The organism is Rhodococcus sp. WAY2, from assembly GCF_009859915.1.
Lineage (GTDB): Bacteria > Actinomycetota > Actinomycetes > Mycobacteriales > Mycobacteriaceae > Rhodococcus_F > Rhodococcus_F oxybenzonivorans.
Genome location: NZ_CP046572.1, coordinates 2,692,142 through 2,716,206 on the forward strand (window position 1 = coordinate 2,692,142; position 24,065 = coordinate 2,716,206).

General features: G+C 66.8%; 21 protein-coding genes. 7 read left to right on the forward strand and 14 right to left on the reverse strand.

All coding sequences use genetic code 11. The features are described 5' to 3' along the window. Positions 1-5: 5 nt before the first annotated feature. Together GFS60_RS12495 and GFS60_RS12500 are read left to right on the forward strand one after the other, a co-directional pair. Entirely contained in the window at positions 6-3,020 is a 3,015-nt protein-coding gene (locus GFS60_RS12495; RefSeq protein ID WP_159921607.1) for a bifunctional [glutamine synthetase] adenylyltransferase/[glutamine synthetase]-adenylyl-L-tyrosine phosphorylase, read from the forward strand. Beyond that, positions 3,017-3,982 carry an endonuclease/exonuclease/phosphatase family protein gene (locus GFS60_RS12500; protein WP_159921609.1) on the forward strand — a complete coding sequence of 322 codons (966 nt, stop codon included), beginning with the start codon at positions 3,017-3,019 and terminating at the stop codon, positions 3,980-3,982. The genes GFS60_RS12495 and GFS60_RS12500 overlap by 4 nt, the downstream gene beginning before the upstream one ends. 3 nt (positions 3,983-3,985) lie before the next feature. Here GFS60_RS12500 and GFS60_RS12505 read toward each other — a convergent pair whose 3' ends face one another. From GFS60_RS12505 to GFS60_RS12530, 6 genes are all read right to left on the reverse strand, one after another. Next, positions 3,986-4,978, reverse strand: coding sequence for a glycine betaine ABC transporter substrate-binding protein (locus GFS60_RS12505; protein ID WP_159921611.1), 993 nt, complete (start codon positions 4,976-4,978; stop codon positions 3,986-3,988). Further along, on the reverse strand, positions 4,978-5,748 hold the full coding sequence (locus GFS60_RS12510) for an ABC transporter permease (protein ID WP_159921613.1): 771 nt from the start codon (positions 5,746-5,748) through the stop codon (positions 4,978-4,980). The genes GFS60_RS12505 and GFS60_RS12510 overlap by 1 nt, the downstream gene beginning before the upstream one ends. Further along, positions 5,745-6,956 carry an ABC transporter ATP-binding protein gene (locus GFS60_RS12515; protein ID WP_159921615.1) on the reverse strand — a complete coding sequence of 404 codons (1,212 nt, stop codon included), beginning with the start codon at positions 6,954-6,956 and terminating at the stop codon, positions 5,745-5,747. The genes GFS60_RS12510 and GFS60_RS12515 overlap by 4 nt, the downstream gene beginning before the upstream one ends. Continuing rightward, positions 6,949-7,605: an ABC transporter permease gene (locus GFS60_RS12520; protein WP_159921617.1), complete on the reverse strand. Its 657-nt coding sequence runs from the start codon at positions 7,603-7,605 to the stop codon at positions 6,949-6,951. Before GFS60_RS12520 ends, GFS60_RS12515 begins: the two co-directional genes overlap by 8 nt. A 162-nt stretch (positions 7,606-7,767) precedes the next feature. After that, positions 7,768-8,832 carry a DUF2332 domain-containing protein gene (locus GFS60_RS12525; RefSeq protein ID WP_159921619.1) on the reverse strand — a complete coding sequence of 355 codons (1,065 nt, stop codon included), beginning with the start codon at positions 8,830-8,832 and terminating at the stop codon, positions 7,768-7,770. Positions 8,833-8,880: 48 nt separating this feature from the next. Further along, positions 8,881-9,858, reverse strand: coding sequence for an antibiotic biosynthesis monooxygenase (locus GFS60_RS12530; RefSeq protein WP_159921621.1), 978 nt, complete (start codon positions 9,856-9,858; stop codon positions 8,881-8,883). 167 nt (positions 9,859-10,025) lie between these two features. On the opposite strand from GFS60_RS12530, the gene GFS60_RS12535 reads away from it, so the two are divergent. Continuing rightward, the gene (locus GFS60_RS12535) at positions 10,026-10,760 is read left to right on the forward strand and encodes a GAF and ANTAR domain-containing protein (protein WP_159921623.1); all 735 of its coding nucleotides are present in this window, start codon (positions 10,026-10,028) and stop codon (positions 10,758-10,760) included. 223 nt (positions 10,761-10,983) lie between these two features. Here GFS60_RS12535 and glnA read toward each other — a convergent pair whose 3' ends face one another. Further along, complete coding sequence (gene glnA / locus GFS60_RS12540; protein ID WP_109329159.1) at positions 10,984-12,420, reverse strand: type I glutamate--ammonia ligase; 1,437 nt, start codon at positions 12,418-12,420, stop codon at positions 10,984-10,986. A 212-nt stretch (positions 12,421-12,632) separates the two neighbouring features. Here glnA and GFS60_RS12545 point away from each other — a divergent pair, with 212 nt between their 5' ends. Next, positions 12,633-13,109, forward strand: coding sequence for an RDD family protein (locus GFS60_RS12545; RefSeq protein WP_159921625.1), 477 nt, complete (start codon positions 12,633-12,635; stop codon positions 13,107-13,109). Positions 13,110-13,195: 86 nt separating this feature from the next. On the opposite strand, the gene GFS60_RS12550 is transcribed toward GFS60_RS12545, so the two are convergent. The 5 genes from GFS60_RS12550 to sucB all read right to left on the reverse strand — a co-directional run bounded on the left by GFS60_RS12550 (position 13,196) and on the right by sucB (position 18,657). Next, complete coding sequence (locus tag GFS60_RS12550) at positions 13,196-13,954, reverse strand: DUF4191 domain-containing protein (protein ID WP_109329163.1); 759 nt, start codon at positions 13,952-13,954, stop codon at positions 13,196-13,198. Between the two features lie 72 nt (positions 13,955-14,026). Then, positions 14,027-15,037 carry a lipoyl synthase gene (gene lipA / locus GFS60_RS12555; protein WP_201453560.1) on the reverse strand — a complete coding sequence of 337 codons (1,011 nt, stop codon included), beginning with the start codon at positions 15,035-15,037 and terminating at the stop codon, positions 14,027-14,029. A gap of 51 nt (positions 15,038-15,088) precedes the next feature. Continuing rightward, on the reverse strand, positions 15,089-15,868 hold the full coding sequence (gene lipB / locus GFS60_RS12560; RefSeq protein ID WP_159921627.1) for a lipoyl(octanoyl) transferase LipB: 780 nt from the start codon (positions 15,866-15,868) through the stop codon (positions 15,089-15,091). Between the two features lie 47 nt (positions 15,869-15,915). Then, positions 15,916-16,806, reverse strand: coding sequence for a TIGR01777 family oxidoreductase (locus tag GFS60_RS12565; protein ID WP_159921629.1), 891 nt, complete (start codon positions 16,804-16,806; stop codon positions 15,916-15,918). Between the two features lie 96 nt (positions 16,807-16,902). Continuing rightward, positions 16,903-18,657, reverse strand: coding sequence for a 2-oxoglutarate dehydrogenase, E2 component, dihydrolipoamide succinyltransferase (sucB, locus tag GFS60_RS12570; RefSeq protein WP_159921631.1), 1,755 nt, complete (start codon positions 18,655-18,657; stop codon positions 16,903-16,905). 327 nt (positions 18,658-18,984) lie between these two features. Here sucB and GFS60_RS12575 point away from each other — a divergent pair, with 327 nt between their 5' ends. Beyond that, the gene (locus tag GFS60_RS12575; RefSeq protein ID WP_109329171.1) at positions 18,985-19,326 is read left to right on the forward strand and encodes an oxidoreductase; all 342 of its coding nucleotides are present in this window, start codon (positions 18,985-18,987) and stop codon (positions 19,324-19,326) included. A 68-nt stretch (positions 19,327-19,394) separates the two neighbouring features. Here the strand turns inward: GFS60_RS12575 and GFS60_RS12580 are convergent, their stop codons facing one another. Next, positions 19,395-20,912 carry a leucyl aminopeptidase gene (locus tag GFS60_RS12580; protein WP_159921633.1) on the reverse strand — a complete coding sequence of 506 codons (1,518 nt, stop codon included), beginning with the start codon at positions 20,910-20,912 and terminating at the stop codon, positions 19,395-19,397. 122 nt (positions 20,913-21,034) lie between these two features. On the opposite strand from GFS60_RS12580, the gene gcvT reads away from it, so the two are divergent. Then, positions 21,035-22,135: a glycine cleavage system aminomethyltransferase GcvT gene (gcvT, locus tag GFS60_RS12585; RefSeq protein WP_159921635.1), complete on the forward strand. Its 1,101-nt coding sequence runs from the start codon at positions 21,035-21,037 to the stop codon at positions 22,133-22,135. 61 nt (positions 22,136-22,196) lie between these two features. Next, positions 22,197-23,300 carry a branched-chain amino acid aminotransferase gene (locus GFS60_RS12590; RefSeq protein ID WP_159921637.1) on the forward strand — a complete coding sequence of 368 codons (1,104 nt, stop codon included), beginning with the start codon at positions 22,197-22,199 and terminating at the stop codon, positions 23,298-23,300. Positions 23,301-23,322: 22 nt separating this feature from the next. Here GFS60_RS12590 and GFS60_RS12595 read toward each other — a convergent pair whose 3' ends face one another. Further along, positions 23,323-24,063, reverse strand: a complete 741-nt coding sequence (locus GFS60_RS12595) for an adenosylcobinamide-GDP ribazoletransferase (RefSeq protein ID WP_159921639.1) — start codon at positions 24,061-24,063, stop codon at positions 23,323-23,325. Between the last annotated feature and the right edge of the window lie 2 nt (positions 24,064-24,065).

Consider the following 24,065-nt stretch of genomic DNA (forward strand, 5'->3'; position numbering starts at 1 on the left):
AGAACATGGTGAAGCCTCCGGCAGCGCGTTCTGCCGTTCCCGGCCCGGGTCGACTGGGCCTCGTCGAACCGACCGCTCCCGCCGAACTTCGAGATCTGGGCTGGGTAGGCGAGGGCAGCGTCGAGCTGCTCTGGTCCCTCTCCCGTGCAGCCAACGCCGACCTCGCGCTCCGCACGTTGGTGCGGATGAAGGACGGTCTGGGCGACGGGTGGGAAGCCCTCGACAAAGCCCTGCGGACCGACAAGGCCCTGCGCGGGCGCTTGTTCGGCTTGCTGGGTGCTTCCAGTGCGTTCGGCGATCATCTCGTAGCGGACCCCGCGCTGTGGACCAATCTCGCCGGCGACGTGACCCTGCCGACGAGGGAAGAGGCGAACGCCCGGATGTTAGCGTCCGTCGACGCCCACCCGGAGGAAGGCGTTCATCCCGAGGCGAATCTGTACCGGGCCGCCGTGACGGGCTCGGACGCTGTCGCCGCATTGCGCAAGTCGTACCGTGACCAGCTCATGCTCCTGGCCGCCGTGGACCTCGCGGCCACCGTCGAGAACGAACCGGTACTTCCGTACCAGACCGTCGGGCGTCAGTTGTCCGATCTGGCGGACGCCGCACTCAATGCCGCCCTCGCAGTCGCCGTCGCAACAGTGTGTCCGGAAGCGCCCTGCCCGGTGCGGCTCGCCGTGATCGCGATGGGCAAATGTGGTGCACGCGAACTGAATTACGTCAGCGATGTGGACGTGGTCTTCGTCGCCGAGCCCGCCGATGCGATCGCCAGCCGGATCGCGGGTGAGCTGATGCGCATCGGATCGACGGCCTTCTTCGACGTCGATGCGGCACTGCGACCCGAGGGTAAACGCGGCGAACTCGTCCGCACCCTCGAATCTCACGTCACCTACTACAAGCGGTGGGCCAAGACCTGGGAATTCCAGGCGCTCCTCAAGGCTCGGCCGATGATCGGCGACCTCGAGCTGGGACGGCAGTACGTCGAGGCCCTCAGCGCGATGGTGTGGACGGCCTCCGAGCGGGAAGATTTCGTTCCCGAGGTGCAGGCCATGCGCCGGCGGGTAGAGGAGATGGTTCCGCCCGAACTGCGCGAGCGGGAGCTCAAATTGGGCCGGGGCAGCCTGCGGGACGTCGAGTTCGCGGTGCAGCTGCTCCAGCTGGTCCACGGACGTGCGGACGAGGCGCTCCACGTGCAGAGCACCATCGACGCCTTGACGGCGCTCGCCGCGCGCGGGTACGTCGGGCGCGACGACGCCGCGAATTTGGCTGCGTCGTACGAATTCCTGCGGCTGCTCGAGCACCGGCTGCAACTGCAGAAGTTGCGACGCACCCACACGCTTCCGCCCGCCGAGGACGAGGAAGCATTGCGGTGGCTGGCGCGGGCCGCCCACATGCGGCCGGACGGCAGCAAGGATGCCCTCGGCGTCCTCAACGCCGAAATCAAGCGCAACGCCCACCGGGTGCGGCGCCTGCACGCCAAATTGTTCTACCGCCCACTGCTCGAATCGGTGGCTCGGATCGACAAGGATGCTCTGCGGCTCAGTCCCGACGCGGCAATCCGGCAGTTGGCGGCGCTGGGATACACGGCACCCGAGAACGCCCTCGGACATCTGACGGCGCTCACGAGCGGTGCGTCCCGAAAGGGCCGCATCCAGGCGCTGCTGCTGCCGACGTTGCTCGAATTCCTCGGTGACACACCGGACCCCGACGCGGGGTTGCTCGCCTACCGCAGGCTGTCGGATGCGATGAACGACCAGACATGGTTCCTGCGTCTGCTCCGTGACGAGGCGTCCGTGGCCGAGCGACTGATGACCGTGCTGGGTTCGTCGGCCTACGTTCCAGACCTGCTGATCAAGGCCCCCGATGTGGTGCGGTTGTTTGCCGATTCCCCGGGCGGCCCGCGCCTGCTGGAATCGAAACCGGAGGACGTCGCGCGGGGAATTCTGACGGCGTCGGCACGCCACGACGATCCGGCGCGCGCCATCGCGGCCGCGCGGTCCCTGCGCCGGTACGAACTGGCCCGGATCGCCTCCGCCGACATTCTCGGCATGCTCGACGTGCCCGGGGTGTGCCGGGCGCTGTCCTCGGTGTGGGCGGCCGTCCTCAACTCCGCGCTGACCTCGGTGATCAACGCGAGCGAGAAGGAGCTGGGCGAACCGGCACCCGCAACGTTCACGGTGATCGGGATGGGCCGGCTCGGTGGCGGTGAGCTGGGCTACGGATCCGACGCCGACGTGCTCTTCGTGTGCGAGCCCCGCGAGGGCGTCGACGAGACCGTCGCCGTCAAGTGGGCCAACGGAGTCGCCGACAAGGTGCGCTCGCTCCTGGGTGCGCCCAGCACGGATCCACCACTCGAGGTCGACACCGGGTTGCGGCCGGAGGGTCGTAGCGGTCCCGTCGTGCGCACGCTCGCGTCGTACGAGGCCTACTACGCACAGTGGGCGCAGGCCTGGGAGATTCAGGCGCTGCTGCGAGCACACCACGTTGCCGGCGACGCCGACCTCGGACTGCGCTTCCTGCACATGATCGACAAGACGCGTTACCCCGAAGGCGGGGTGTCAGAGCAGGCGGTACGCGAGATCCGGCGCATCAAGGCGCGGGTCGACTCGGAGCGGTTGCCTCGCGGCGCCGACCCCGCCACGCACACCAAACTCGGCCGCGGCGGGCTCGCCGACATCGAGTGGACTGTGCAGCTGATCCAGCTTCGCCACGCCCACGACATCGAGTCGCTCCACAACACGTCGACCCTCGAAACTCTCGACGCCATCGGGGCCGCAGAACTGCTCAGTGAGGCGGACGTCGAACTGCTACGCGACGCGTGGATCACGGCGACGAAAGCCCGCAACTGCCTGGTGCTGGTGCGCGGTAAGCCCACCGACCAGCTGCCCGGCTCCGGTCGCGTCCTGTCCGCGGTCGCACAGATTGCCGGCTGGGGTAGTGACGACGCGGGCGGGTTCCTCGACCATTACCTGCGCGTCACCCGACGGGCCAAAGCAGTGGTGGAGAGGGTCTTCGGCGGGTGATCGCCGCCTGGGGAGTGCGAGCGCTCACTGCCCTCGGGTGGTGCGCGGTGCTCGTCGGGGTGTTCGGTGTGGTGCTCCGATTCCTCGACGTGCACAACCAACGACTCCTCGTGCTGGCGTCGGCCGCCCCCTATTTGATGGCCGCGGCCGCGGTCGGGGTGCTGGTTCTCGGAGTGACGCGGCACTGGGTCGGATTCGGCGTGGCCCTGACAGTCGCGGCGGTAGCCACGCTGTCGCAGGCGCCGCTCTATCTGGCGAACGGCTCGGCGCCGGCATCTGGTCCGGAAGTGACTGTGATGCAAGCCAATATCTGGCTCGGCAACGCTGATCCCGATTCGCTGAGGAGGCAGATCGAGGACAACGACGTCGACGTCGTTACCGTGAACGAACTGACGCCCGAGGCTGTCGGGCGGCTCGAGGCGTCGGGTATCTCGTCTGTGTTGCCTTACTCGTTTCTGCGGCCCGGGACCGGCGGAGTAGGAACCGGGATCTGGAGCCGGTATCCGCTGTCCGAACAGATACACCACGAGGAGTTCCTGCTGACGGCGCTGTCGGCGCGGATAACCCTTCCGGACGGCGCGAGTGCCGCCGTGTACGCTCTGCATCCCGTTCCGCCCTGGCCGGTGGATTCCGCGGTGTGGGCGGGGGAGATGGACCGCATCAAGGCGTTGCTCGACGGGATCCCCGAGGACTCGGGTCCGGTGATTCTCAGCGGCGATTTCAATTCCACCCGCGATCACGTCAAGTACCGCAATCTGGTGAGCGGCCGCTTCCGGGACGCCGCCGACCAGGTGGGTGCCGGAATCCAGAACACGTATCCGGCAGACCGGCAGCCGTTTCCGCCGATGATCGCGATCGACCACATCGTGACGAGCGGGGCCCGGGCGCAGTCGGTCGAGTCGGTGGTGATCGCCGGTTCGGATCATCGGGGCTTGATCGCAACGATCACGCTCGGTCCTTGACGGTCAGGGGAGTGTCACAAATCCCTTGTCTGCCAGCCAGTTACGAGCGACGTCCGCCGGTTCCTGTCCTTCGACGTCGACGAGCCGGTTCATCTCGGTGACCTCCTCGTTGGTCAGGGCGTCCGAAATGGGCGCCATGACCTCCGCCACCTGTGGGTGGGCATCGGCGAAGTCCTTCCGCATCGTGATGGCAGGGTTGTACTTCGGGAAGAACTGCCGGTCGTCCTCGAGAAGAACCAGATCGAGCGCGATGATGCGTCCGTCGGTGGTGAACACCTCACCGAACTTGCATTGTGTGCCGTCCGCGGTGGCCTGATAGATGATGCCGGTCTGCAGGATCTGCCGGTTCGCTCTCGCGGGATCGAAGCCGTAGGTGGCGGCCAGCCCGGGGAAGCCGTCCTGTCGCACATTGAATTCCGTCTCGACGCACGTGGTGGCGGCCGCAGGGTCGCGGTTGACCAGGTCTGCGTACTGGGACAACGTGGTGATGCCGGTCTGCTCGGCGGTCTGCCTGTTCATCGCCAGGGCATACGTGTTGTTCATGGGCGCGGGCTCCACCCACACCATGGCATTGCGTTCGAGGTCTTCGTCCCGCACGGCCTCGAATTGCGCGACGGGGTCGGGCACAGGAGTCTCGTTGCCCAGATAGTTGATCCAGCCGGTTCCCGTGTACTCGTAGGTGACGTCGATCTGCCCGTCCAACTGCGCGTCCCGGGTGCTGTTCGATCCCTGGATGTTGGTGAGATCGCGCACCTCGGCGCCGGCGGCGCTGAGCGCGAACTCGATGATGTACCCGAGGATCACCTGCTCGGTGAAATCTTTGGACCCGACGGTGATCTTGACCCCCTCGAGTCCGGGGACAGGCTGGATACTGCCGGGGAGTACGGACAGCGGCAACGCGCCACCGGATTCGAGACCGCAGCCGGCCAGGAGAGTGACACTGCACGCCAACGCCGTTGCGGCAAGAGTGCGCCGGAGTCCTCGTCGCAAGGCCATCAGCGCAGTCCCTTGGGGCCCAGGAACTCCTCGGCCAGTGCACCGCACCAGTCGACCAGAAGCGCGAGCGCAACCGCGAGCACCGCGCCGACGACCAGTGTGACGTTGTCGCGCAGCTTGTATCCGGTGTCGATGAGGATGCCGAGACCGCCAGCGCTGACGAGGAAACTGAGGGTCGCGGTGCCGACGGCGAGGACGAGCGAGGTACGCAACCCGGCCAGGATGTACGGAACGGCCAGTGGCAACTCGACTTTCTGCAACACCAGGCGCGCCGTCATTCCTTGCCCGCGCCCGGCGTCGATGACGGCGGGATCGACCTGCTGCAGACCGAGCATGGTGTTGCGAAGCACAGGAAGCAACGAGTAGAACGCTATGGGCAGAACGCCGATCCAGAACCCGGTGGTGTTGGTGGCCAGGAACAGCAGCACGAGTAGCCCGATCGCCGGCGCGGCCTGACCGATGTTGGCGACACCGATGAAGACTGGTGCCAGCCTGGTGAAACCGGGGCGCGTCAGAAGGACGCCCAGGGGAACGGCGATGGCAACGACGATGGTCACGACCACGACCGTGATCAGCACATGCTGCCATGTCAGGGTGGCGATGTTCGAAGCGTTGAGACTGCCCTTCTGAGTGGCCGTGAGTTCGCGGTTGAATGCCCAGCCGAGGACCCCGGCGACGAGTACGAGCACGATCGCCGGTTGAACCAGCAACCGGGCACGTTCGGACCGGCGGGCGGCGGGGATGGTCTGTGCGACAACGGCGGTGGTCATGACGGCGGTCCCTCCACGCTCGTTTCCCCGTTCTCGCTGTCCGGCCCGTGCTCCTCCCGCATCGCGGAGAGGTGGTTCACCAGCGTGTCGATACTGATGAGACCTTCGTACTCGCCCCGTCGGCCGGTGACGACGGTCGAGGCGCTACTTTCGGCGAGCAACGCCTCGAGCGCATCCTGCAGCGTGGACTGGGTGGAGACGACCTCCTCGATCGGGTCACCGATGTCCTGCAGTGAGGAGGCGTGCGCCAGGTGGCCGAGGGACACCCAGCGGATGGGGCGATCACGTGCGTCGAGAATCAGACCCCACTTGATTTTGCGTGGTGTGATGGCCGCCCGCAGCTCGTCGACCGAACCGTCGGCATACGCGGTGGGGCAGTCGAGGAGCGGCACGTCCCGGACCCGGGTCAGCGTCAACTGTTTGAGCGACGCGTTCGCGCCGACGAAGCCGGCCACCATGTCGTTCGCGGGATTCGCGAGAATCGCATCCGGGGTGTCGTACTGCATGATGTGCGACTGATCCCCGAGAACGGCGATACGGTCGCCGAGCTTGACGGCCTCGTTGAAGTCGTGGGTGACGAAGACGATGGTCTTGCCCAGATCCGACTGCAGTCGCATCAGTTCGTCCTGCAGCAGTCCGCGCGTAATCGGATCCACCGCGCCGAACGGCTCGTCCATGAGCAGGACCGGGGGATCGGCGGCCAGGGCCCGGGCCACGCCGACCCGCTGTTGCTGACCACCCGACAGCTGCCGGGGATAGCGGTCCCGGTAGACATCGGGGTCGAGTCCCACAAGGTCGAGCATGTCGTCGGTGCGCTGGGCGATCTTCTTCTTGTCCCACCCGATCAGCCCGGGAACGGTGGCGACATTCTTGGCGATGGTCAAATGCGGGAAGAGCCCTGCCTGCTGTATCGAGTAGCCGATGCCCCGCCGCAACCTGTCGGGATCGATGGACAGCGCATCGTTGCCGCCGATCGTGATCTTGCCCGACGTCGGTTCGATGAGGCGGTTGATCATCCGCATCGTGGTGGTCTTGCCGCAGCCGGACGGGCCGACGAATACGACGATCTCGCCCGCCGGGATGCGCATCGAGACGTTGTCGACGGCCGGCCGGCTCTGGCCGGGATAGTTCTTGACCACATTCTCGAGGACGATCTCGACGCCTGAGACGGTGTCGGCGCCGGTGCGTGCTGTGTCGAGTTCAGTCACGGATCCCCCTGGAAGTGGTGAGTCGCCCGACGACCACGAAAAGGCCGTCGAGCACGAGAGCGAGAAGGACGATCAAAACGGTGCCCGTGAGGGCCTGCGGGACTGCCGTGGGGCTTCCCACCCGGGACAGTCCGGAGAAGATGAGGTTGCCCAGTCCGGGGCCCTTGGCGTACGCCGCTATGGCGAGAATTCCCATCAACATCTGGGTGCTCACCCGCATGCCGGTGAGGATCGACGGCCACGCGAGCGGCAACTCGATCCGGCTCAGCACAGCGATCCGGCTCATACCGACACCTCGTGCCGCGTCCGTCACCGCCGGGTCCACCGACGACAGACCGAGGATCGTGTTCCGGATGATCGGCAGCAGGGCGTACAGGACCAGGGCCGTCACGGTGGGAGCCACACCGAGACCCAGGATGGGGATCAGGAGGCCTAGTAGGGCGAACGACGGGACGGTGAGGATGGTGCTCGCGAGCGCTGTGGCGACGGCCGAGCCCGCCGGACTGCGATACACGACGATGCCGACGACCACCGCGACGACCGTGGCGATGACCACCGATTGCACCACAGCGCTGACGTGCAGATAGGAGTCCGTGAGCAGTTGCTGCTTCCGCGCGGAGACGAAATCCCACAGCTGCACGATGTCCACTGTGCGACACCTTTCACCCGTCGAAACCTGTTCCGAGATATTTCACAGTGCTATGCGCCGGCCCTGTACGCAGGCAAATGCGAATCTTCGGCGGGTTGTACGCGGTCAGTCGGGGCAGGGGTCGTCGATCTCGGCAGGACGGTCGCTCACTCGGTCAGAACATCAGGAGCCGGTCAGCCAGGACAGCAAGCGGCCCCGCGACCAGCAGCGGCCGATGGCCTCGGCGCGCAGAGTCGACGCGTCGAACACAGCCAGCCCGATGATGCTGTGGCCGGAGGCGCGGCGATCGCCGAGCGTCGGTATGGACGGCGCGACCCCGACTCCCTCCGCCGACACCCACACCACAACCCGGCCGGCAGCTGCGGCGCCGAGGCGGTGCAGGAAGCGCACGCGGCTTTCGAGGGACAAGCGCGACAGCGCCCACGTCGTCGTCACGACGGGCAGGGCGTCCGCGGGCACACGGGCGAAGGCCTCAGGCAGAACCTCGACGGCGTCACCTCGGAGCAGCAGCGGAGGCTCCGTCGCCGCCAGCGCGATTTCCGCATCGAGCCTGGCGACCCGCTCCGGCTGGTCCGGCCACACGCAGGCGCGTAACCAGCGGGCTTCGTCCGCGTCGGTCACGTCGACCGGATCGAGGTCGATGCCCACCCGGGCGACAACCTCGGGCATCGCCCGCGGCGGGAGGGGGCGATCTCCCACGATCGAGGACGACAGCTGTACCGGAGATGACGGGTCGCCCAGGAATTGTCGGTTGCTGTAGGTGATGCCGACGCGATCGACGGTGAGATCGAACCCGGCCGAACAGCCCACGTCGATCAGCGCAACCCTCTCCGCACCCACCCGGCTTGCAGCCTCAGCGATGGCGGGATACAGCACAGTGCAGTGACCGGTGTCATCGGCCCGCATCGTCCGGCGCACGGCGGTGGCCACCACAGAGTCGGTCATGTGCATCAGCGTGTCGATCGCCGCGCCGACGGCAGCGTCGCGGTCCGCGGCGGCATAGGCGGCGGCGAGCGCGGGGGCGTGTCCGGCGAGCGCGAGGTCGTGGAGCGCGGCGAGAATGACCGTGGGGTGCCGCTTGCGCGCCGGCGCGGCCTCGATCGCGCGCAGCGCTTCCGCGGACTCGCTCAGGGCGACGGCGATGCGATGGTACAGCGGCGATGTCGGGGCGGCATCGACCTCACCGAAGTCTCGGTACACCTGAGCGAGTGTGCGGGCCCTACTCACGATCCCGACTTTCTCTTGGACGAGCTCGGCGCTCACTTCCCCGGAACATCAGGTGGTGGGAATGGCGAAAAGCAGGGTGGACACGGCGATCGAGACACCGAACAAGGCGATCATCACGGCGTATCCGATATTGCGCCGGCGAGGAGAAATCGTTGGGTCCATCCACCATCCGAACGCCTTGAAGGCGGCCGGAACCGCCCACCACCCCAAGAGCTGGGTGGTGACGACATTGCCGATGAACAGCGCGATGGCAACGGGGACACCGCGAGCCTCGATGAGCGGTGCACTGACGAAGTGGCCCCAGATCACCACCATCGGATACAAGACGAGGAGTACCAGGAGGTTGCTCCGCGCAACCGGAACCTCCGCGGACTGTTCGCCTTTCGCCCCGCGAAACCAGAAGTCGAAACCGTAACTGGCCCTGCGGACTCGAAGGTTCTGATTGAAGCGCGCCCCCTGTTCGAGAAGTTCGGCGCGCTCTGCCGAGTTCATCCATCGCTCGAGATTCTCTTCGGTGTCGAAGCTGAGGACGATCGTCCAATCGTCGGTGACGCCGCGGACAGGCCGCTCCACCTTGTGCCCCCGGAAGCCCGTGAACCGGGCCTCGGCGGCGGAAATCCGACGCTGCCAATCCATGAAGGCGGACTCGTCCTCCGGATCGATGCGGCAGGAGATGACCACCGACGACGCAGCCTGCGCGGCAGTCTGTTCACCGGTGAGCAGATGGACGTCCTCGTTGCCGATGAATGTGTGCTTGATCTTCGCGACGAGGGTAGTCCGTTCGGCACTGTCCAGCCACGCTCTGGCGTCGTCGATCGTGGTGAACCGTTGGACCGTTACCCAGTCGTCCTGCACGGGCGGTGACGGCGGGATGATGTCCTGATCGATGAATCCTGGAAGACCCGACAGGATTTCGGCTGAGCGGTGCTCCCAGCGCAGGTACTCGTCGAAACTGGCGTCGTCGATCCTGCGTCGGAAGATGATCGACACCGGCGATTGCGCCGGATCGCGGGCGGAGCGAGGCACGCGTTCACCCCCATCGGTTCGGCCCAAGGCAGTGTGCGGCCGGGTTTCCGGATCATATCGCCGGTCTCGGTGGCAGCGAGGAGGTTCCCGTACTTCTGGAAGTCCTCCCATCCACGGCCGCCGCGGTGACGAATAATGGAGGGTCGGAGAATCACGGAAGGTGCACGATGAGCGGAGTGAGTGGGAACGGACTCGGTGATCGCCAGTTCGACGCGCTGAAGGATGCGCTCCACAGCTTGTACTCAGAACTGGACTCGGCGGGGCGAACGGACCGATTCCTCGAAGAAGTCAGCCGCGAGGCCCTCGCCCTGGTGCCGGGCGCCCACCTGGCAGGCGTCACAGTCCTTCTGGACAACGGAGATGCCACGACGAGAGCCGCCACCGACCGCTTGGTCGTCGACGTGGATCGTGTCCAGTACGACGCCGGCGACGGGCCGTGTCTCGAAGCTGCCCGCACGCAGACGATCACGCGGGCCGATTCCGAAGAAGCGACACGGCGATGGCCGTCGTTCGCACACAGCGCCCGGCGCTTGGGTGTCGCGAGCTACCTGTCCGCGCCGATACTGCTCGAGGGAAAGTACCTCGGCGCACTGAATGTATACAGCCGGGAGGCACACGGTTTCACCAGGGCAGATGCCGCCGTCCTCAACGTGCTTCTCGTTGCCGTCCGCTACGCCCTCGACGGCGCCTCGCGACTCGAGGAGGCGCGCAGGCGTGGTGAGCAACTGGAGACGGCGATGAAGTCGCGTGCGGTGATCGAGCAGGCGAAGGGCGCCATCATGGCGGCCCGCCGGGTCTCCGCCGACGAGGCGTTCGAGGTTCTGGTCACCGAGTCGAAGAACCGCAACATCAAGCTGCGCGTCATCGCCGAGGAGATGCTTCGGACGCTGCAGGAAGGGTGAGGCGGCGGCGCCGCCTCGACTTCTGAACCGGCGCCGCCTGGACGATCCAATGGTCCGGAACACTGGAACGCCTGGTGTGGCGGTTACCCGAGTCGCCTGGAGTGAAACAGGTGTGCCACAGGAGAGACGAACGAGCCCATCCGCGGGAATCGGCTGCAGGCAGCCGAGACCACGGATGGGCTCCTCGGAGAAACGATTCCGCGCGAAGGCGGGAACCTACGACTTACACGTCGTAGTACAGCTGGAACTCGTAGGGGTGCGGCCGCAGGTTGACCGGAGCGATCTCCTGCTCACGCTTGAGCGAGATCCAGGTCTCGATCAGGTCGGAGGTGAACACGCCACCCTCGGTGAGGTAGTCGTGGTCCGCCTCGAGGCGGTCGATCACTGCCGACAGGCTGGTGGGGGCCTGCGGGATGTTGCGGGCCTCCTCCGGCGGGAGCTCGTAGAGGTCCTTGTCGACCGGAGCCTGCGGCTCGATCTTGTTCTTGATGCCGTCCAGGCCGGCCATCATCTGCGCCGCGAAGTTCAGGTAGGGGTTACCCGAGGAGTCGGGGGCACGGAACTCGAGGCGCTTGGCCTTCGGGTTGTTGCCGGTGATCGGGATACGCACGGCCGCCGACCGGTTGCGCTGGCTGTACACCAGGTTGATGGGGGCTTCGTAGCCCGGCACCAGGCGGTGGTACGAGTTGACGGTCGGGTTGGTGAACGCGAGCAGCGACGGAGCGTGATGCAGAATGCCGCCGATGTAGTGGCGTGCCATGTCGGACAGACCCGCGTAGCCGGCCTCGTCGTGGAACAGCGGCTTGCCGTCCTTCCACAGCGACTGGTGGACGTGCATGCCCGAGCCGTTGTCGCCGAACAGCGGCTTCGGCATGAAGGTGGCGGACTTGCCGTGCTTCCACGCGGTGTTCTTCACGATGTACTTGAACAGCTGCAGGTCGTCTGCGGCTGCGAGCAGCGTGTTGAACTTGTAGTTGATCTCGGCCTGACCGGCGGTGCCCACCTCGTGGTGACCGCGCTCGAGCTCGAAGCCCGCGTTCTGCAGGTTGGTCGAGATCTCGTCGCGCAGGTCGACGTAGTGGTCGTACGGTGCGACGGGGAAGTAGCCACCCTTGGGACGGACCTTGTAGCCCAGGTTGGGGCTGCCGTCGGCGTTGAGTTCGGCGCCGGTGTTCCAGGATGCGGAGACGGAGTCGATCTCGTAGAAGGAGCCGTTCATCTGCGAGTCGTAACGGATCGAGTCGAAGATGTAGAACTCGGCCTCGGCGCCGAAGAACGCCGTGTCGGCGATGCCCGTCGACTTCAGGTATTCCTCAGCCTTGCGGGCGACGTTACGGGGGTCGCGACTGTAGGACTCACGCGTGAACGGGTCGTGGACGAAGAAGTTCACGTTCAGTGTCTTGGCGGCACGGAAGGGGTCGATCTGCGCGGTAGCGACGTCGGGGAGGAGCATCATGTCCGACTCGTGGATCGACTGGAAGCCGCGGACGGACGAACCGTCGAACGCGAGGCCGTCCTCGAAGACATCCTGGGTGAACGCAGAGGCCGGGATCGAGAAGTGCTGCTGGACGCCGGGAAGGTCACTGAACCGAATGTCGACGTACTCGACGTTCTCGTCCGCGATGAACTTGATGACCTCTTCGGCCGTGGTGAACGCCACGCTTGTGCTCCTTAAGTCGCTTCAGCCAAGTAGATATTGGCGAATTCGTCGTGCCAGACGGTATGGACCTGGTGTTGCCCGCGGGTCAACCTTTTGTTTCCGGCATGTTACGCGTCGCAACGTCCTGGGCTTTTGCGGCCGGGTGTGACTGCGCACACAGGCCCGAACGCCAGTGTGAGGTGCCCCGAGCGGCGACGCCTATCCTGGACAGCATGGCACGTATCACCGGCTCCTGGCTCTCCGGACCCTCGGCTGCCCTGCCGAACGGGGCAGCCGAGGCGCAACAGTCCTATCGAGGTGAACGCCTCGGGCTGCCGGCGGACGGGCCCGGCGCGCTCGTCGGCACCGGCCGCCGTCTGGCGGCCCTCATGATCGACTGGGTGTCGTCGGCGGGCGTGGCCGCGCTGATCATCGGCGACAATCCGCTCGAAGGCCCGTTGTCGAGCGTCACGTTGCTCGTGTGGTTCGTCGTCGGGATCGCCGCCGTCACCTTGTTCTCCTTCACTCCCGGGCAGTTGTGCCTGGGAATACGGGTGGCGCGGGTGGACGGCCCCGTGCGTGTCGGCTTCGTCCGTGCGCTGGTGCGTCAGGCCCTGCTCGTCTTCGTCGTGCCGGGCACCATCACCGATGTCGACGGCCGTGGCATGCAGGACCGCGCCACCGGCACCGCCCTCGTGCGCACACGCTGACTCCGACCTCGACGAAAACGCCGATGCCGGGCCGATGCAGTCGAGCTGCATCGGCCCGGCATCGGGCTTGTGTGACAGAGGCGAACTCAGCGACGACGGATGGTGCGCTGCACCCCGCGCATCTTGGCGCCGCCCGGCATGGGGCCCTTGGGTAGTGCGGCACCGCCGCTCCGGCTGCTCAACGCCGCAAGACGCGACTCGATAGCGTCCATGCGCTTGGTGTCGATGTTCTTCGGGAGCTTGTTGAGGTACTTCTGCAGCTGCGAGAGCGGTACCTGCCCCTCGTCGTTGCCGATGACGATGTCGTAGATCGGCGTGTCACCGACGAGTCGAGCGGTCTTCTTCTTCTCCTGCGCGAGTAGCGATTTGACCCGCTGCGGTGATCCCTCGGCGACGAGGATGACGCCGGGGCGTCCGATCACTCGGTGCACGGCATCGAGCTGAGTGGTACCTGCGACAGCGCTCGTCACTCGCCAGGCACCCTGCATGTTGTCGAGCGCCCACGCCGCGGCGCCCGCCTGCCCTTCGGCTTTTCCGTACACAGTCTTCTGCACACGCCGGCCGAAGATGATGAACGCTCCGAGGACGCCGAGCAGGAGACCGATGGGCAGCAGAAGCCACTGGATGCCCCAGATCAGACCGACGAGGAAGAACACCACCGCGAGTCCGACCAGGGTCCCGAGCATGAGCGGCAGCAGCAGCTTGTCGTCCTTGCGCTGCATCTGGAAGGCCTGCCAGAGCTGGGTTCTACGCTCCTTCGATGCCTGCCTGCGAGCTGCCTTGGCGGCTGCTTTCGCTTCCTTGCCGGGTTTGCCCGCTTTACCAGATTTACTGCCGTTCGCCATGCTGTTCAGGATACGTCCCCAACACTCGGGACCGATGACCCGTCCGGTGTTGGTCGACGTCGTCGCTTCGCGTTACCGTGCGAGCCTGGCCATGAGGGAGCTCGCCTCCTGTGACGCACTGCCGCCCTCCGCGAGATGTGCTTGCCCGGCGGGCAGTTCACGGCCGTGGTGGGCCATCGCCTGCGCGTACAGGCGGCCGGCCCGGTAGGAGGAGCGGACCAGTGGTCCGGCCATCACGCCGGCGAAGCCGATCTCTTCGGCGGTGGTGGAGTGCGCCACGAATTCCTCCGGCTTGACCCACCGCTCGACGGGGTGATGCCGCGGCGAGGGCCGCAGGTACTGGGTGATGGTGATGATGTCGCAGCCGGCGTCGTGCAGGTCGTGCAACGCCTGAGTGACCTCGTCGGGGGTTTCACCCATTCCCAGGATCAGGTTCGACTTGGTGACGAGTCCGTCCTCGCGGGCGGCGGTGATCACGTCGAGGCTGCGCTGGTAGCGGAACGCCGGGCGGATGCGCTTGAAGATGCGGGGCACGGTCTCGACGTTGTGGGCGAGGACCTCGGGGCGGGTGGAGAACACCTCGGCGAGTTGCTCGGGTTTGGCGTTGAAATCCGGGATCAGCAGTTCGACGCCGGTGCCGGGGTTGAGCTGGTGGATCAGCCGCACGGTTTCGGCGTAGAGCCAGGCGCCGCCGTCGGGGAGGTCGTCGCGGGCGACACCGGTGATGGTCGAGTAGCGCAGCCCCATGGCCTGGACGGACTCGGCGACGCGGCGGGGTTCGTCGCGGTCGAGGTCGTCGGGTTTGCCGGTGTCGATCTGGCAGAAGTCGCAGCGCCGGGTGCACTGCTCGCCGCCGATCAGGAAGGTGGCCTCGCGGTCTTCCCAGCATTCGTAGATGTTGGGGCAGCCGGCTTCTTCGCAGACGGTGTGCAGGCCCTCGCGCTTGACGAGGCTCTTGAGCTCGGAGTATTCCGGGCCCATCTTCGCTCTCGTCTTGATCCAGTTCGGCTTGCGTTCGATCGGGGTCTCCGCGTTTCGGATCTCGAGGCGGAGCAATTTGCGTCCTTCTGGGGCCACAGTCACGCAGACGATGGTACGCCCGGCCCGAGGTACCCGGCGGGCCGGGGACGCCCGTCAGCCGTACTGAACAGTAGTGAAGGTGGGGGTCGACGAAGAGCGCTGGGCGGCCGCGGCAGCGTCGAACTCGACCCGTTCGATGTCGTGATCGGTGATCGGCAGAGTGCCGTCGAGTGCGGCCAGGACCGCTTCGGTCACGGCGGGAGTGACCTCGTCGACCGTCACGTCGCGGCCGAGTTCGTGCGAAAGCGTGGTGACCCCGGCGTCGCGGAGGCCGCAGGGAATGATGTTGTCGAAACCCGTGAGGACCGAGTTGCAGTTCAGCGAGAAGCCGTGCAAAGCGACGCCCCGCTGCACTCGGACGCCGATGGCGGCGATCTTGCGCTCCGGTAGCCACTGCCCCTCGGTCAGGGAGGCAGCCAGCCACACACCGGAACGACCCTCGACCCGGCCGCAGTCCAGGCCGAGGTCGGTGCAGACGGTGATCAGTGCCTGCTCGAGGCGGCGCACATACTTCACGACGTCTACCGGTTCGGCGAGCTTCAGGATCGGGTAGCCGACGAGCTGGCCGGGGCCGTGCCAGGTGATTTTCCCGCCGCGGTCGACGTCGATCACGGGCGTGCCGTCGCTCGGCAGGTCCTCGGGTTGCGTCCGACGCCCGGCGGTGTACACGGGCGGGTGCTCGAGGAGCAGCAGCGTATCGGCGCCGATGTCCTCCGCGCGTTGGGCAGCGAGCTCACGCTGACGATTCCATGCATCGACGTAATCGATCAGGCCGAGATTCTCGACGGTGATCGGGTCGCGGCTGAAACGGGCGGAAAGTGGCACGCTGCTCATGTGCTAGAGATTACGCCCGGCTCGAGTTGCCGCGGACGTGACCTCCTTCACCGCACGAGGCAGGCATCGAGTGCCTCACCGATCGTGTTGTGGCGAAAAGAGAAGCCGCACGCCTCCAGAACGGTGGGGATGGCGCGCTGGCCCGCCAGGATGCCTTCTCTCGCGAACTCGCCGAGCAGTGCGTTCAAGGCGAAACCCGGGACGATCCAGGGCGCCGGACGGTGCAGGGTCCGTGCCACCGCACTATTGAACTCGGCATTGGTCACGGGTGCGGGCCCGGTGAGATCGACCGGTCCGTCGACGTCGTCGCGGGCGAGGAGGAACTTGATGGCATCCACCTCGTCCTCCAGCGAAATCCATGACAGGTACTGGCGGCCGTCCCCGAGGCGTCCACCGAGGCCGATCGAATACAGCCGCCGCAGCTTGCCGAGCAGCCCACCCCGCGGTGAGAGGACGATCCCGCTGCGGATCAGAACCGTCCGGACGTTCGACGCGACCGCAGGAGCTGCGGCCGCCTCCCAGTCGCGACAGGTGTCGGCGAGGAACCCGGTACCCGATGGCGAGCTTTCGTCGACGACGGTATTGCCCGTGTCGCCGTAGTAGCCGACAGCGCTGGCGCTGACGAACGCGGGGACGCGAGCCTCCGCAACCGCCTCGGCCAGGACGTCGGTGGCTGCGATGCGGCTGTCCCGGATCAGTTGTTTGTACGCCCCGGTCCATCGTTTGTCACCGATGCCGACACCACACAGATTCACGACCGCGTCGGCGTCGGTGAGGATCGCCGTGTCGAGCCGGTCCTTCTGCGGATCCCACCGCGATTCGTCGGGTCCGGCCGTTGCCCGCCGCACCAGCCGGACGACGTCGTGGCCGTCGCCACGTAGAGACGAGACAAGTGCAGTTCCGATCAGCCCCGAGGAGCCGGCGATGACAACGCGCATGTGCAACAGCCTCCTTCACAAGGCAGGGGCACCATTCCGGAATGAATGGTGCCCCTGCGCGAATCCGAACCGAACCGACTCGGTGTGCTCCGCGAACTACAGGCCGAGATCAGCCTCGAACGAAGCCTCCTCCAGGCGATGCTTGACCGTGGTCAGGAAGCGTCCGGCATCGGCGCCGTCCACCAAGCGGTGGTCGTACGTCATCGGCAGGTAGCACATCGAGCGGACGCCGATGGATTCGCTGCCGGACTCGTCCGTCACGACGACCGGGCGCTTGACGATCGCGCCGGTACCGAGCATCGCCGCCTGCGGGGGCACGAGGATCGGGGTGTCGAACAGGGCGCCCTGGCTACCGATGTTCGTGATGGTGAACGTGCCACCCGACAGTTCGTCGGGCTTGAGGCCACCGGACCGGGCGCGCTTGGCGATGTCGGCGATGGCGCGGGCCAGCCCGGCGAGCGACAGATCACCGGCGTTGTGGATCACCGGGGAGAGCAGGCCCTGCTCGGTGTCGACCGCGATGCCCAGGTGCTCGGCGTCGTAGTAGGTGATCTGCTTGTTTGCCTCGTCGTAGCTGGCGTTGACGTTCGGGTGCGACTTCAACGCCTCGACGACAGCCTTCGCGAAGAACGGGAGGAACGTGAGCTTGACGCCCTCGCGCTCGAGGAAGGTGTTCTTGGCCCGCGCACGCAGTGCGGCGATCCTGGTGACATCCACCTCGAAGGTCTGGGTGAGCTGCGCCGTAGTCTGCAGCGACTCCCGCGTCTTCGTCGCCGTGATCTGGCGAATACGGTTGGCCTTCTGCGTCGTTCCGCGCAGGTGGGCCAGCTCCGGGCGGACTCCGGCTGAGGTGGGCGCCGGTGCCGAGGCGGCCGCCGCGGGGGCCGATGCCGGTGCTGCTGCGGGAGCCTTCTTGGCCTCCGCCGCCGCGAGGACGTCCTGCTTGCGGATGCGTCCACCGACGCCGGTGCCCGTGATCGAGGACAGGTCGACGCCGTTGTCCGCGGCGAGCTTGCGGACGAGGGGAGTGACGTACGGGGTGCTGTCGCCGGACGGTGCAGCGGGTGCCGACGTCGCGGCCGAGGGTGCCGGTGCGCTCTTGGCGGGCTCCGCCTTCGCGGGCTCAGGCTTGTGTTCGGGCTTCGGTTCCGGCTTCGGCTCTGCCTTCGCAGGTTCCGGCTTCGGCTCTGCCTTTGCGGGCTCCGGGGTCGGCTCGGGTGCCGCAGCAGGCTTCGCGGCGGGAGCGCCGGATCCGATGACGGCGAGCTGACCGCCGACCGAGACCGTGTCGTCTTCCTGCGCGCTGATCTCGAGGAGGGTTCCTGCCACGGGCGACGGGATTTCGGTATCGACCTTGTCGGTCGAGACCTCGACGAGCGGCTCGTCGACGGCAACCTCGTCACCGACGGCCTTGAGCCACCGGGTCACGGTGCCTTCGGTGACCGACTCGCCCAGTTCGGGCATCGTCACCGGGGTGCCGTCGGAGCTTCCGTTGCCGGACGAAGCCGGTGCGGATTCGGCGGCCGGTGCCTCCTGAGCGGGTTCCGCGGCCGGCTCTTCGGCCGGCTCTTCCGCGGCCGGCTCGGGTGCGGAGTCGGACGACGGCGCTTCACCGTCGTCACCGATCACGGCAAGCTCGCCACCGATTTCCACGGTGTCGTCTTCCTGAGCGACGATTTTGCTGAGCACGCCGGCCACGGGGGACGGGATCTCCGTGTCCACCTTGTCCGTGGAGACTTCGAGCAAGGGTTCGTCAACTTCGACCGTGTCTCCTTCCTGCTTGAGCCATCGCGTGACAGTTCCCTCGGTGACACTCTCACCAAGCGCTGGCATCTGGACGGAGAAGGCCATGTCTTTTGACTCCTCGACAGTTGTGTTCGGGTTGTTGAATTTTGTCGACTTGTGGTCGTGAACCATTGTGCTCGAGATGCACATATCTTGCGGCTACTCGCAGGTAATTCCGATTCGTCGTCACCCACTCGCTGTGTCGGCGCTCCACATCTTTCCATTGATCGGAGGCGCGCGTCCGTCGAGGGTTCCCCCACGTCGGCTCGGGTGTGTCGCGACGTTCGCCCTACTGGCGAGTAGTTTCCGATCGCGGCACCGAGCGGAAGTTGCCTGGCAAACTGGGGGAACCGTGCCGGCACCGACCGGCGCACGCTTCCGAGGAGGCCCGACGTGGGGTTGTTCGACCGTTTCTCGCGGCCACGACCGGGCCGCCGATCCCAGGCATCGCCCGAGGACGCTTCCTATCTGGCGAATTGGGCGCGAACTCACCTCGGCGTCGAGGCTTATGTGGAACCGCAGACCACGGTGACCGAGGTCACCGTGGTCTTGGTCGCCGCCGACGGGGAATGGACCCGGCGCCGCGTCGGCGGCGAGCGGGGCGCCCGCAAGCTCGGCGAAGATCTGCAGATCCCCGTCTACGACGTCCGCAAGACCGGTTACCCGCAGCGCATGCGCGACCACGACGCGCGGCGGCGCATCGAACGCCGACGCGAGCGGGAACGCGACCTCTAGGCGGCTTCGCCGCCCGTGCGCCTTTTTGGTAGCGGCGACAACCAGAAAGGCGCACGAGCGCGGAGCGCCTAGCCGTTGGCTGCGATGTCCTCGATCACCGAAATCATGGTGCGCACCGGGACTCCGGTGCCGCCACGCCCGGTGTACCCCCACGGGCCCGACGAGTTGTAGGCCGGTCCGGCGACGTCGATGTGTGCCCACTGGACGCCGTCGGCGACGAACTCTTTGAGGTACAGCCCCGCGGCCAGCATGCCGCCCCAGCGGTGGTTGGTGACGTTGGCGAGGTCGGCGACCTTCGAATCCAGGTCCGCACGCAGCTCCGTGGGGAGCGGCATCGCCCAGGCGTTCTCGCCGATCGCCTGCGAGATCGACGCGACCCGGTCCCGGAATTCGTCGGTGCCCATTACGCCGGGTGTACGAGTGCCGAGCGCGACCACCTGCGCGCCGGTGAGAGTTGCGGTGTCGATGAGGTAATCGGGGTCGTCCTCGCAGGCGCGGACGATGGCGTCGGCGAGAATCAGGCGCCCTTCGGCATCGGTGTTGATGACCTCCACCGTGGTCCCGCCGTACTGGGTCAGCACGTCACCGGGGCGCTGGGCGGTGGACGAGGGCATGTTTTCAGCCATCGGCACGGTGGCGATGACGTCGACGGGCAGTCCGAGTTTCGCCGCGAGGACAACCGTGGCGACGACCGCTGCCGCGCCGCCCATGTCGGAGGTCATGTTCTCCATGCCCGCAGCAGGCTTGATCGAGATGCCGCCCGTGTCGAACGTGATGCCCTTGCCGACGAGCGCGAGCTTGGGGGCGTTCCGCTTCTTCGCCGAGTAGCTCAGCCGGACCAGTCGAGGAAGGCGCGACGACCCCTTGCCCACGCCGAGGATCCCGCCGAACCCGTTCTTCTCCAAGGCCTTCTCGTCGAGGATCTCGACCTTCAGCCCGGCCTCTGTGCCGAGAGTCTTTGCGCGCTCGGCGAATTCGGCCGGAAACAGGTGGCTCGGGGGAGTGTTGACGAATTCGCGTGCGGTGGCGACGGCCTCGGCGATCGCGGCCGACCTGGCCAGCGTCTCCTTGGCTTCCTTCGCGCGGGGGGACGACACGAGAAGCTCGACCCGCGAGACCGGCTGTGCCTCCGGTCCGGGCGCGGATTTCGCCGACTTGAACTCCGTGAATCGGTACGCGCCGAGCGCGAAACCCTCGGCCGCGGCGCCGAGATCCAACGACGACAGGGTGGTGGCGACGGTATCGACACCGCCGAGTGAGCGGGCCGCCGCCCCCGCGGACCGGCGGATCTGCTCCGCGTCGAGCTTGTCGGCGCCGCCGAGCCCGACCGCGAGGACGCTGTCGACCGGGAGCGTGTCGGGAGCGGGGATACGCGTGGTCTCCTCCGCCTTGCCCTTGGCTCCGACCGCGACGAAACGGTCGAGGAGTCCGGCGAGGACCGATTCGTCGACGATGCCGTCGCCCAGCGCGATCTCGGGGCCGTTCGACGTGGACGTCAGCCCGATCACCAGCACGTCCACCCGCTTGCCGACAGTGCCTGCAAGGGCGAGTTGTGGTCCGAGGGGTCGAGCTGTGCGAGTGCTCACGGTGTCTCCTGAAGCAGTTCGGGGTTCGGGTCGTGCCGGGCCGGTCCGGCGCTCGTCCCGATGGTAGTGCGCGTGTGCCGTCACCGACGCGGGGTGCTGCGGGGTCCGATAGGTTTGTGGCCATGACCGAGGAGCAACTCTCGCAAGGGCCGATTCACGCCGTTCACGTCGAACTCGGGGCCACGTTCGCGCCCTTCGGTGGATGGGAGATGCCCGTGTCGTATGCGGGGGTCGTCGCCGAGCACACTGCCGTGCGGGAATCGGTGGGCGTGTTCGACGTCAGTCATCTGGGCAAGGCTCTCGTGCGCGGCAAGGGAGCCGCAGCTTTCGTCAACTCCGCGTTCACCAACGATCTGGACAAGATCGGCCCCGGTAAGGCGCAGTACACGCTCTGCTGTACCCCCTCCGGCGGAGTGATCGACGACTTGATCGCCTACTACGTGAGCGCCGAAGAGGTGTTTCTCGTCCCCAACGCCGCCAACACCGCTGACGTGGTCGCGGCGCTGGCGGCCAAGGCGCCCGAAGGTGTCACCGTCGACAACTGCCACCGCGATTTCGGTGTCATCGCAGTTCAGGGGCCGAAGTCGCCGGAAGTGCTCGCCGCGCTGGGCCTGCCGACCGACATCGAGTACATGGGCTTCGCGGACGCCACGTGGGAAGGCGTGCCCGTGCGGGTGTGCCGTAGCGGGTACACCGGCGAAATCGGATTCGAAGTCCTGCCCCGCTGGGAGGACAGCGAGAAATTGTTCCGGGCCGCGGTCGAGCAGGTTCGGACCCGCGGTGGTCAGGTCGCGGGTCTCGGCGCCCGCGACACCTTGCGGACCGAAATGGGATATCCGCTGCACGGTCACGAGTTGTCCTTGGAAATTTCTCCGCTGGAGGCACGGTGCGGATGGGCGATCGGGTGGAACAAGCCGAAGTTCTGGGGCAAGGAAACCCTGGCCGACGAGAAGGCTGCCGGACCCGCCCGCAAGCTGTGGGGCATCAAGGCGCTCGACCGCGGGGTGCTGCGAGCAGGGCAGAACGTCCTCCGCGACGGTGAGCCGATCGGCGAGACCACGTCGGGCACCTTTTCGCCCACACTCAAGGTCGGTATCGCCCTCGCTCTGCTCGATTCGGATGCCGGTGTCGCGGCCGGTGACGCTGTCGACGTGGATGTGCGCGGACGCGCGTTGCGGGCGGAGGTCGTGTCTCCGCCCTTCGTGAAGACCAGCACCAAGTAGCCGCTGCGGGTCGACCCTCTCGGGCGCTGGGGAGCAGGAGGCGTTCGATAGGATCACCGGCATGACAGGTGTCACCGAGTTCCTTCGCGTCCCGCATCCTTCCCCCGCCTCGGATGAGGCGCGGCGAGAGATATTGGCGGCGCCCGGATTCGGTCGGTACTTCACGGACCACATGGTGTCGATTACCTACTCCGCCGTCCACGGCTGGCACGACGCCCGGGTGGAACCCTACGGTCCGCTCCAACTCGATCCGGCGGCCATGGTGCTGCACTACGGGCAGGCCATCTTCGAGGGCCTCAAGGCGTACCGGCAGCCGGACGGTGGCATCGCGACGTTCCGCATCGAGGCGAACGCCGAACGACTCGTCACCTCGGCTCGTCGGCTCGCGATGCCCGAACTTCCCGCCGAGTTGTTCGTCAAGTCGATCACCGAACTCCTCGACGTCGATCACGAGTGGGTGCCTGCCGCCGGGGGTGAGGATGCGCTGTATCTGCGTCCTTTCATGTTCTCCACCGAGGCCGGCCTGGGGGTCCGGCCGGCCGACGAGTACCGCTACCTCCTGATCGCCTCGCCTGCGGGGGCATACTTCCCGCGCGGGGTGAAACCGGTCAGCGTGTGGCTTTCGACGGAGTACGTGCGCGCGGCTCCCGGAGGAACCGGCGCGGCCAAGTTCGCCGGCAACTACGCGGCTTCGCTTCTCGCCCAGGCGCAGGCGGCCGACGAAGGCTGCGATCAGGTGGTGTGGCTCGACGCCCTCGAACGTGCATACGTCGAGGAAATGGGCGGAATGAATCTCTTCTTCGTCTACGGGTCCGGTTCCGATGCCCGCCTCGTCACACCCTCGCTGTCCGGCTCGCTGCTTCCGGGCATCACCCGGAATTCGCTGCTGACCCTGGCAACCGACGCCGGTTTCGCAGTCGAGGAACGTCGTATCAGCACCGAGGAATGGCGAACCAAGACCCTGTCGGGAGAGATCACCGAGGTATTCGCCTGCGGCACCGCGGCAGTCATCACCCCGGTGGGGCGGGTCAAGTCGGCAGAGGGCGAGTTCGTCGTCGCCGACGGGGAGCCGGGAGAGGTCACCATGGCCCTTCGGGACACCCTTACCGGGATTCAGCGTGGCACGTTCGCCGACACCCACGGCTGGATGCACAAGCTGCGCTGAATCGGGGCTTCTCGGCGGTCGCTCAGAGGAGGAAACCGACCGCTGAGGCCGCAACCGTGATCTCGATCGCGGCACCCAGCACGTCACCGTTCACGCCTGCGAACCGGCGGACACAGTGCGCCACCAACAGAGCCGACAGGGCGAGAGTCACCGCGACGACGATGATCCCGTGCCACCAGTCGGGGCCGCACCACGCCGCTGCTGCTAGCAGCGGGACCGTCCAGGCGAACGCCGTCCACCACGACTGCGTTTCGGCAACGAGTGCGCCGAAACCTTCGGTGGCGGAAGCCGGAACTCCACGGCGGCAAGCGAATACGACGGCGACCCGCCCGGTCGCCACGGCGACTGCTACGGCCCCGAACTGTCCTGCAACGGCGAGTGAACCGAAAGCAAGAGCCTGTGTCCCGAGGCAAATCAGCAGGGCACACACGCCGAACGGGCCTGCGCCGCCGCTGTGCATCACAGCCTTTGCGCGTTCCGGCGGCCCGTAACACCCGAGACCGTCGACCGTGTCGGACAACCCGTCGATGTGCATGCCACGAGTGGCGAGCGCGAGAGCCCCGACCGTCAACAGTCCTCCCAGGGCCGGGTTCAGTCCTGCCGACACCAGGAGCCACAGCAGGCCGGCAGCGAACACGCCCAGAGCCGCACCGGTCACGGGTGCATATCGGATCGCGCGCCCGCCTGCCGCACGGTCCACGCTGTCGGGGCCGCGGAGCGGGAGCACGGTCAACCAGGAAAACGCCAGCAACAAGCCAGACACGA

What these genes read in the sequence shown, in the direction of transcription:
- GFS60_RS12545 (WP_159921625.1), top strand. Translation starts at nt 12,633, where the DNA reads ATGGCACGTATCACCGGCTCCTGGCTCTCCGGACCCTCGGCTGCCCTG.
- sucB (WP_159921631.1), bottom strand. Translation starts at nt 18,657, where the DNA reads ATGGCCTTCTCCGTCCAGATGCCAGCGCTTGGTGAGAGTGTCACCGAG.
- GFS60_RS12510 (WP_159921613.1), bottom strand. Translation starts at nt 5,748, where the DNA reads ATGACCACCGCCGTTGTCGCACAGACCATCCCCGCCGCCCGCCGGTCC.
- GFS60_RS12550 (WP_109329163.1), bottom strand. Translation starts at nt 13,954, where the DNA reads ATGGCGAACGGCAGTAAATCTGGTAAAGCGGGCAAACCCGGCAAGGAA.
- GFS60_RS12565 (WP_159921629.1), bottom strand. Translation starts at nt 16,806, where the DNA reads ATGCGCGTTGTCATCGCCGGCTCCTCGGGGCTGATCGGAACTGCACTT.
- GFS60_RS12590 (WP_159921637.1), top strand. Translation starts at nt 22,197, where the DNA reads ATGACAGGTGTCACCGAGTTCCTTCGCGTCCCGCATCCTTCCCCCGCC.
- GFS60_RS12505 (WP_159921611.1), bottom strand. Translation starts at nt 4,978, where the DNA reads ATGGCCTTGCGACGAGGACTCCGGCGCACTCTTGCCGCAACGGCGTTG.
- GFS60_RS12535 (WP_159921623.1), top strand. Translation starts at nt 10,026, where the DNA reads ATGAGCGGAGTGAGTGGGAACGGACTCGGTGATCGCCAGTTCGACGCG.
- gcvT (WP_159921635.1), top strand. Translation starts at nt 21,035, where the DNA reads ATGACCGAGGAGCAACTCTCGCAAGGGCCGATTCACGCCGTTCACGTC.
- GFS60_RS12495 (WP_159921607.1), top strand. Translation starts at nt 6, where the DNA reads ATGGTGAAGCCTCCGGCAGCGCGTTCTGCCGTTCCCGGCCCGGGTCGA.
- lipB (WP_159921627.1), bottom strand. Translation starts at nt 15,868, where the DNA reads ATGAGCAGCGTGCCACTTTCCGCCCGTTTCAGCCGCGACCCGATCACC.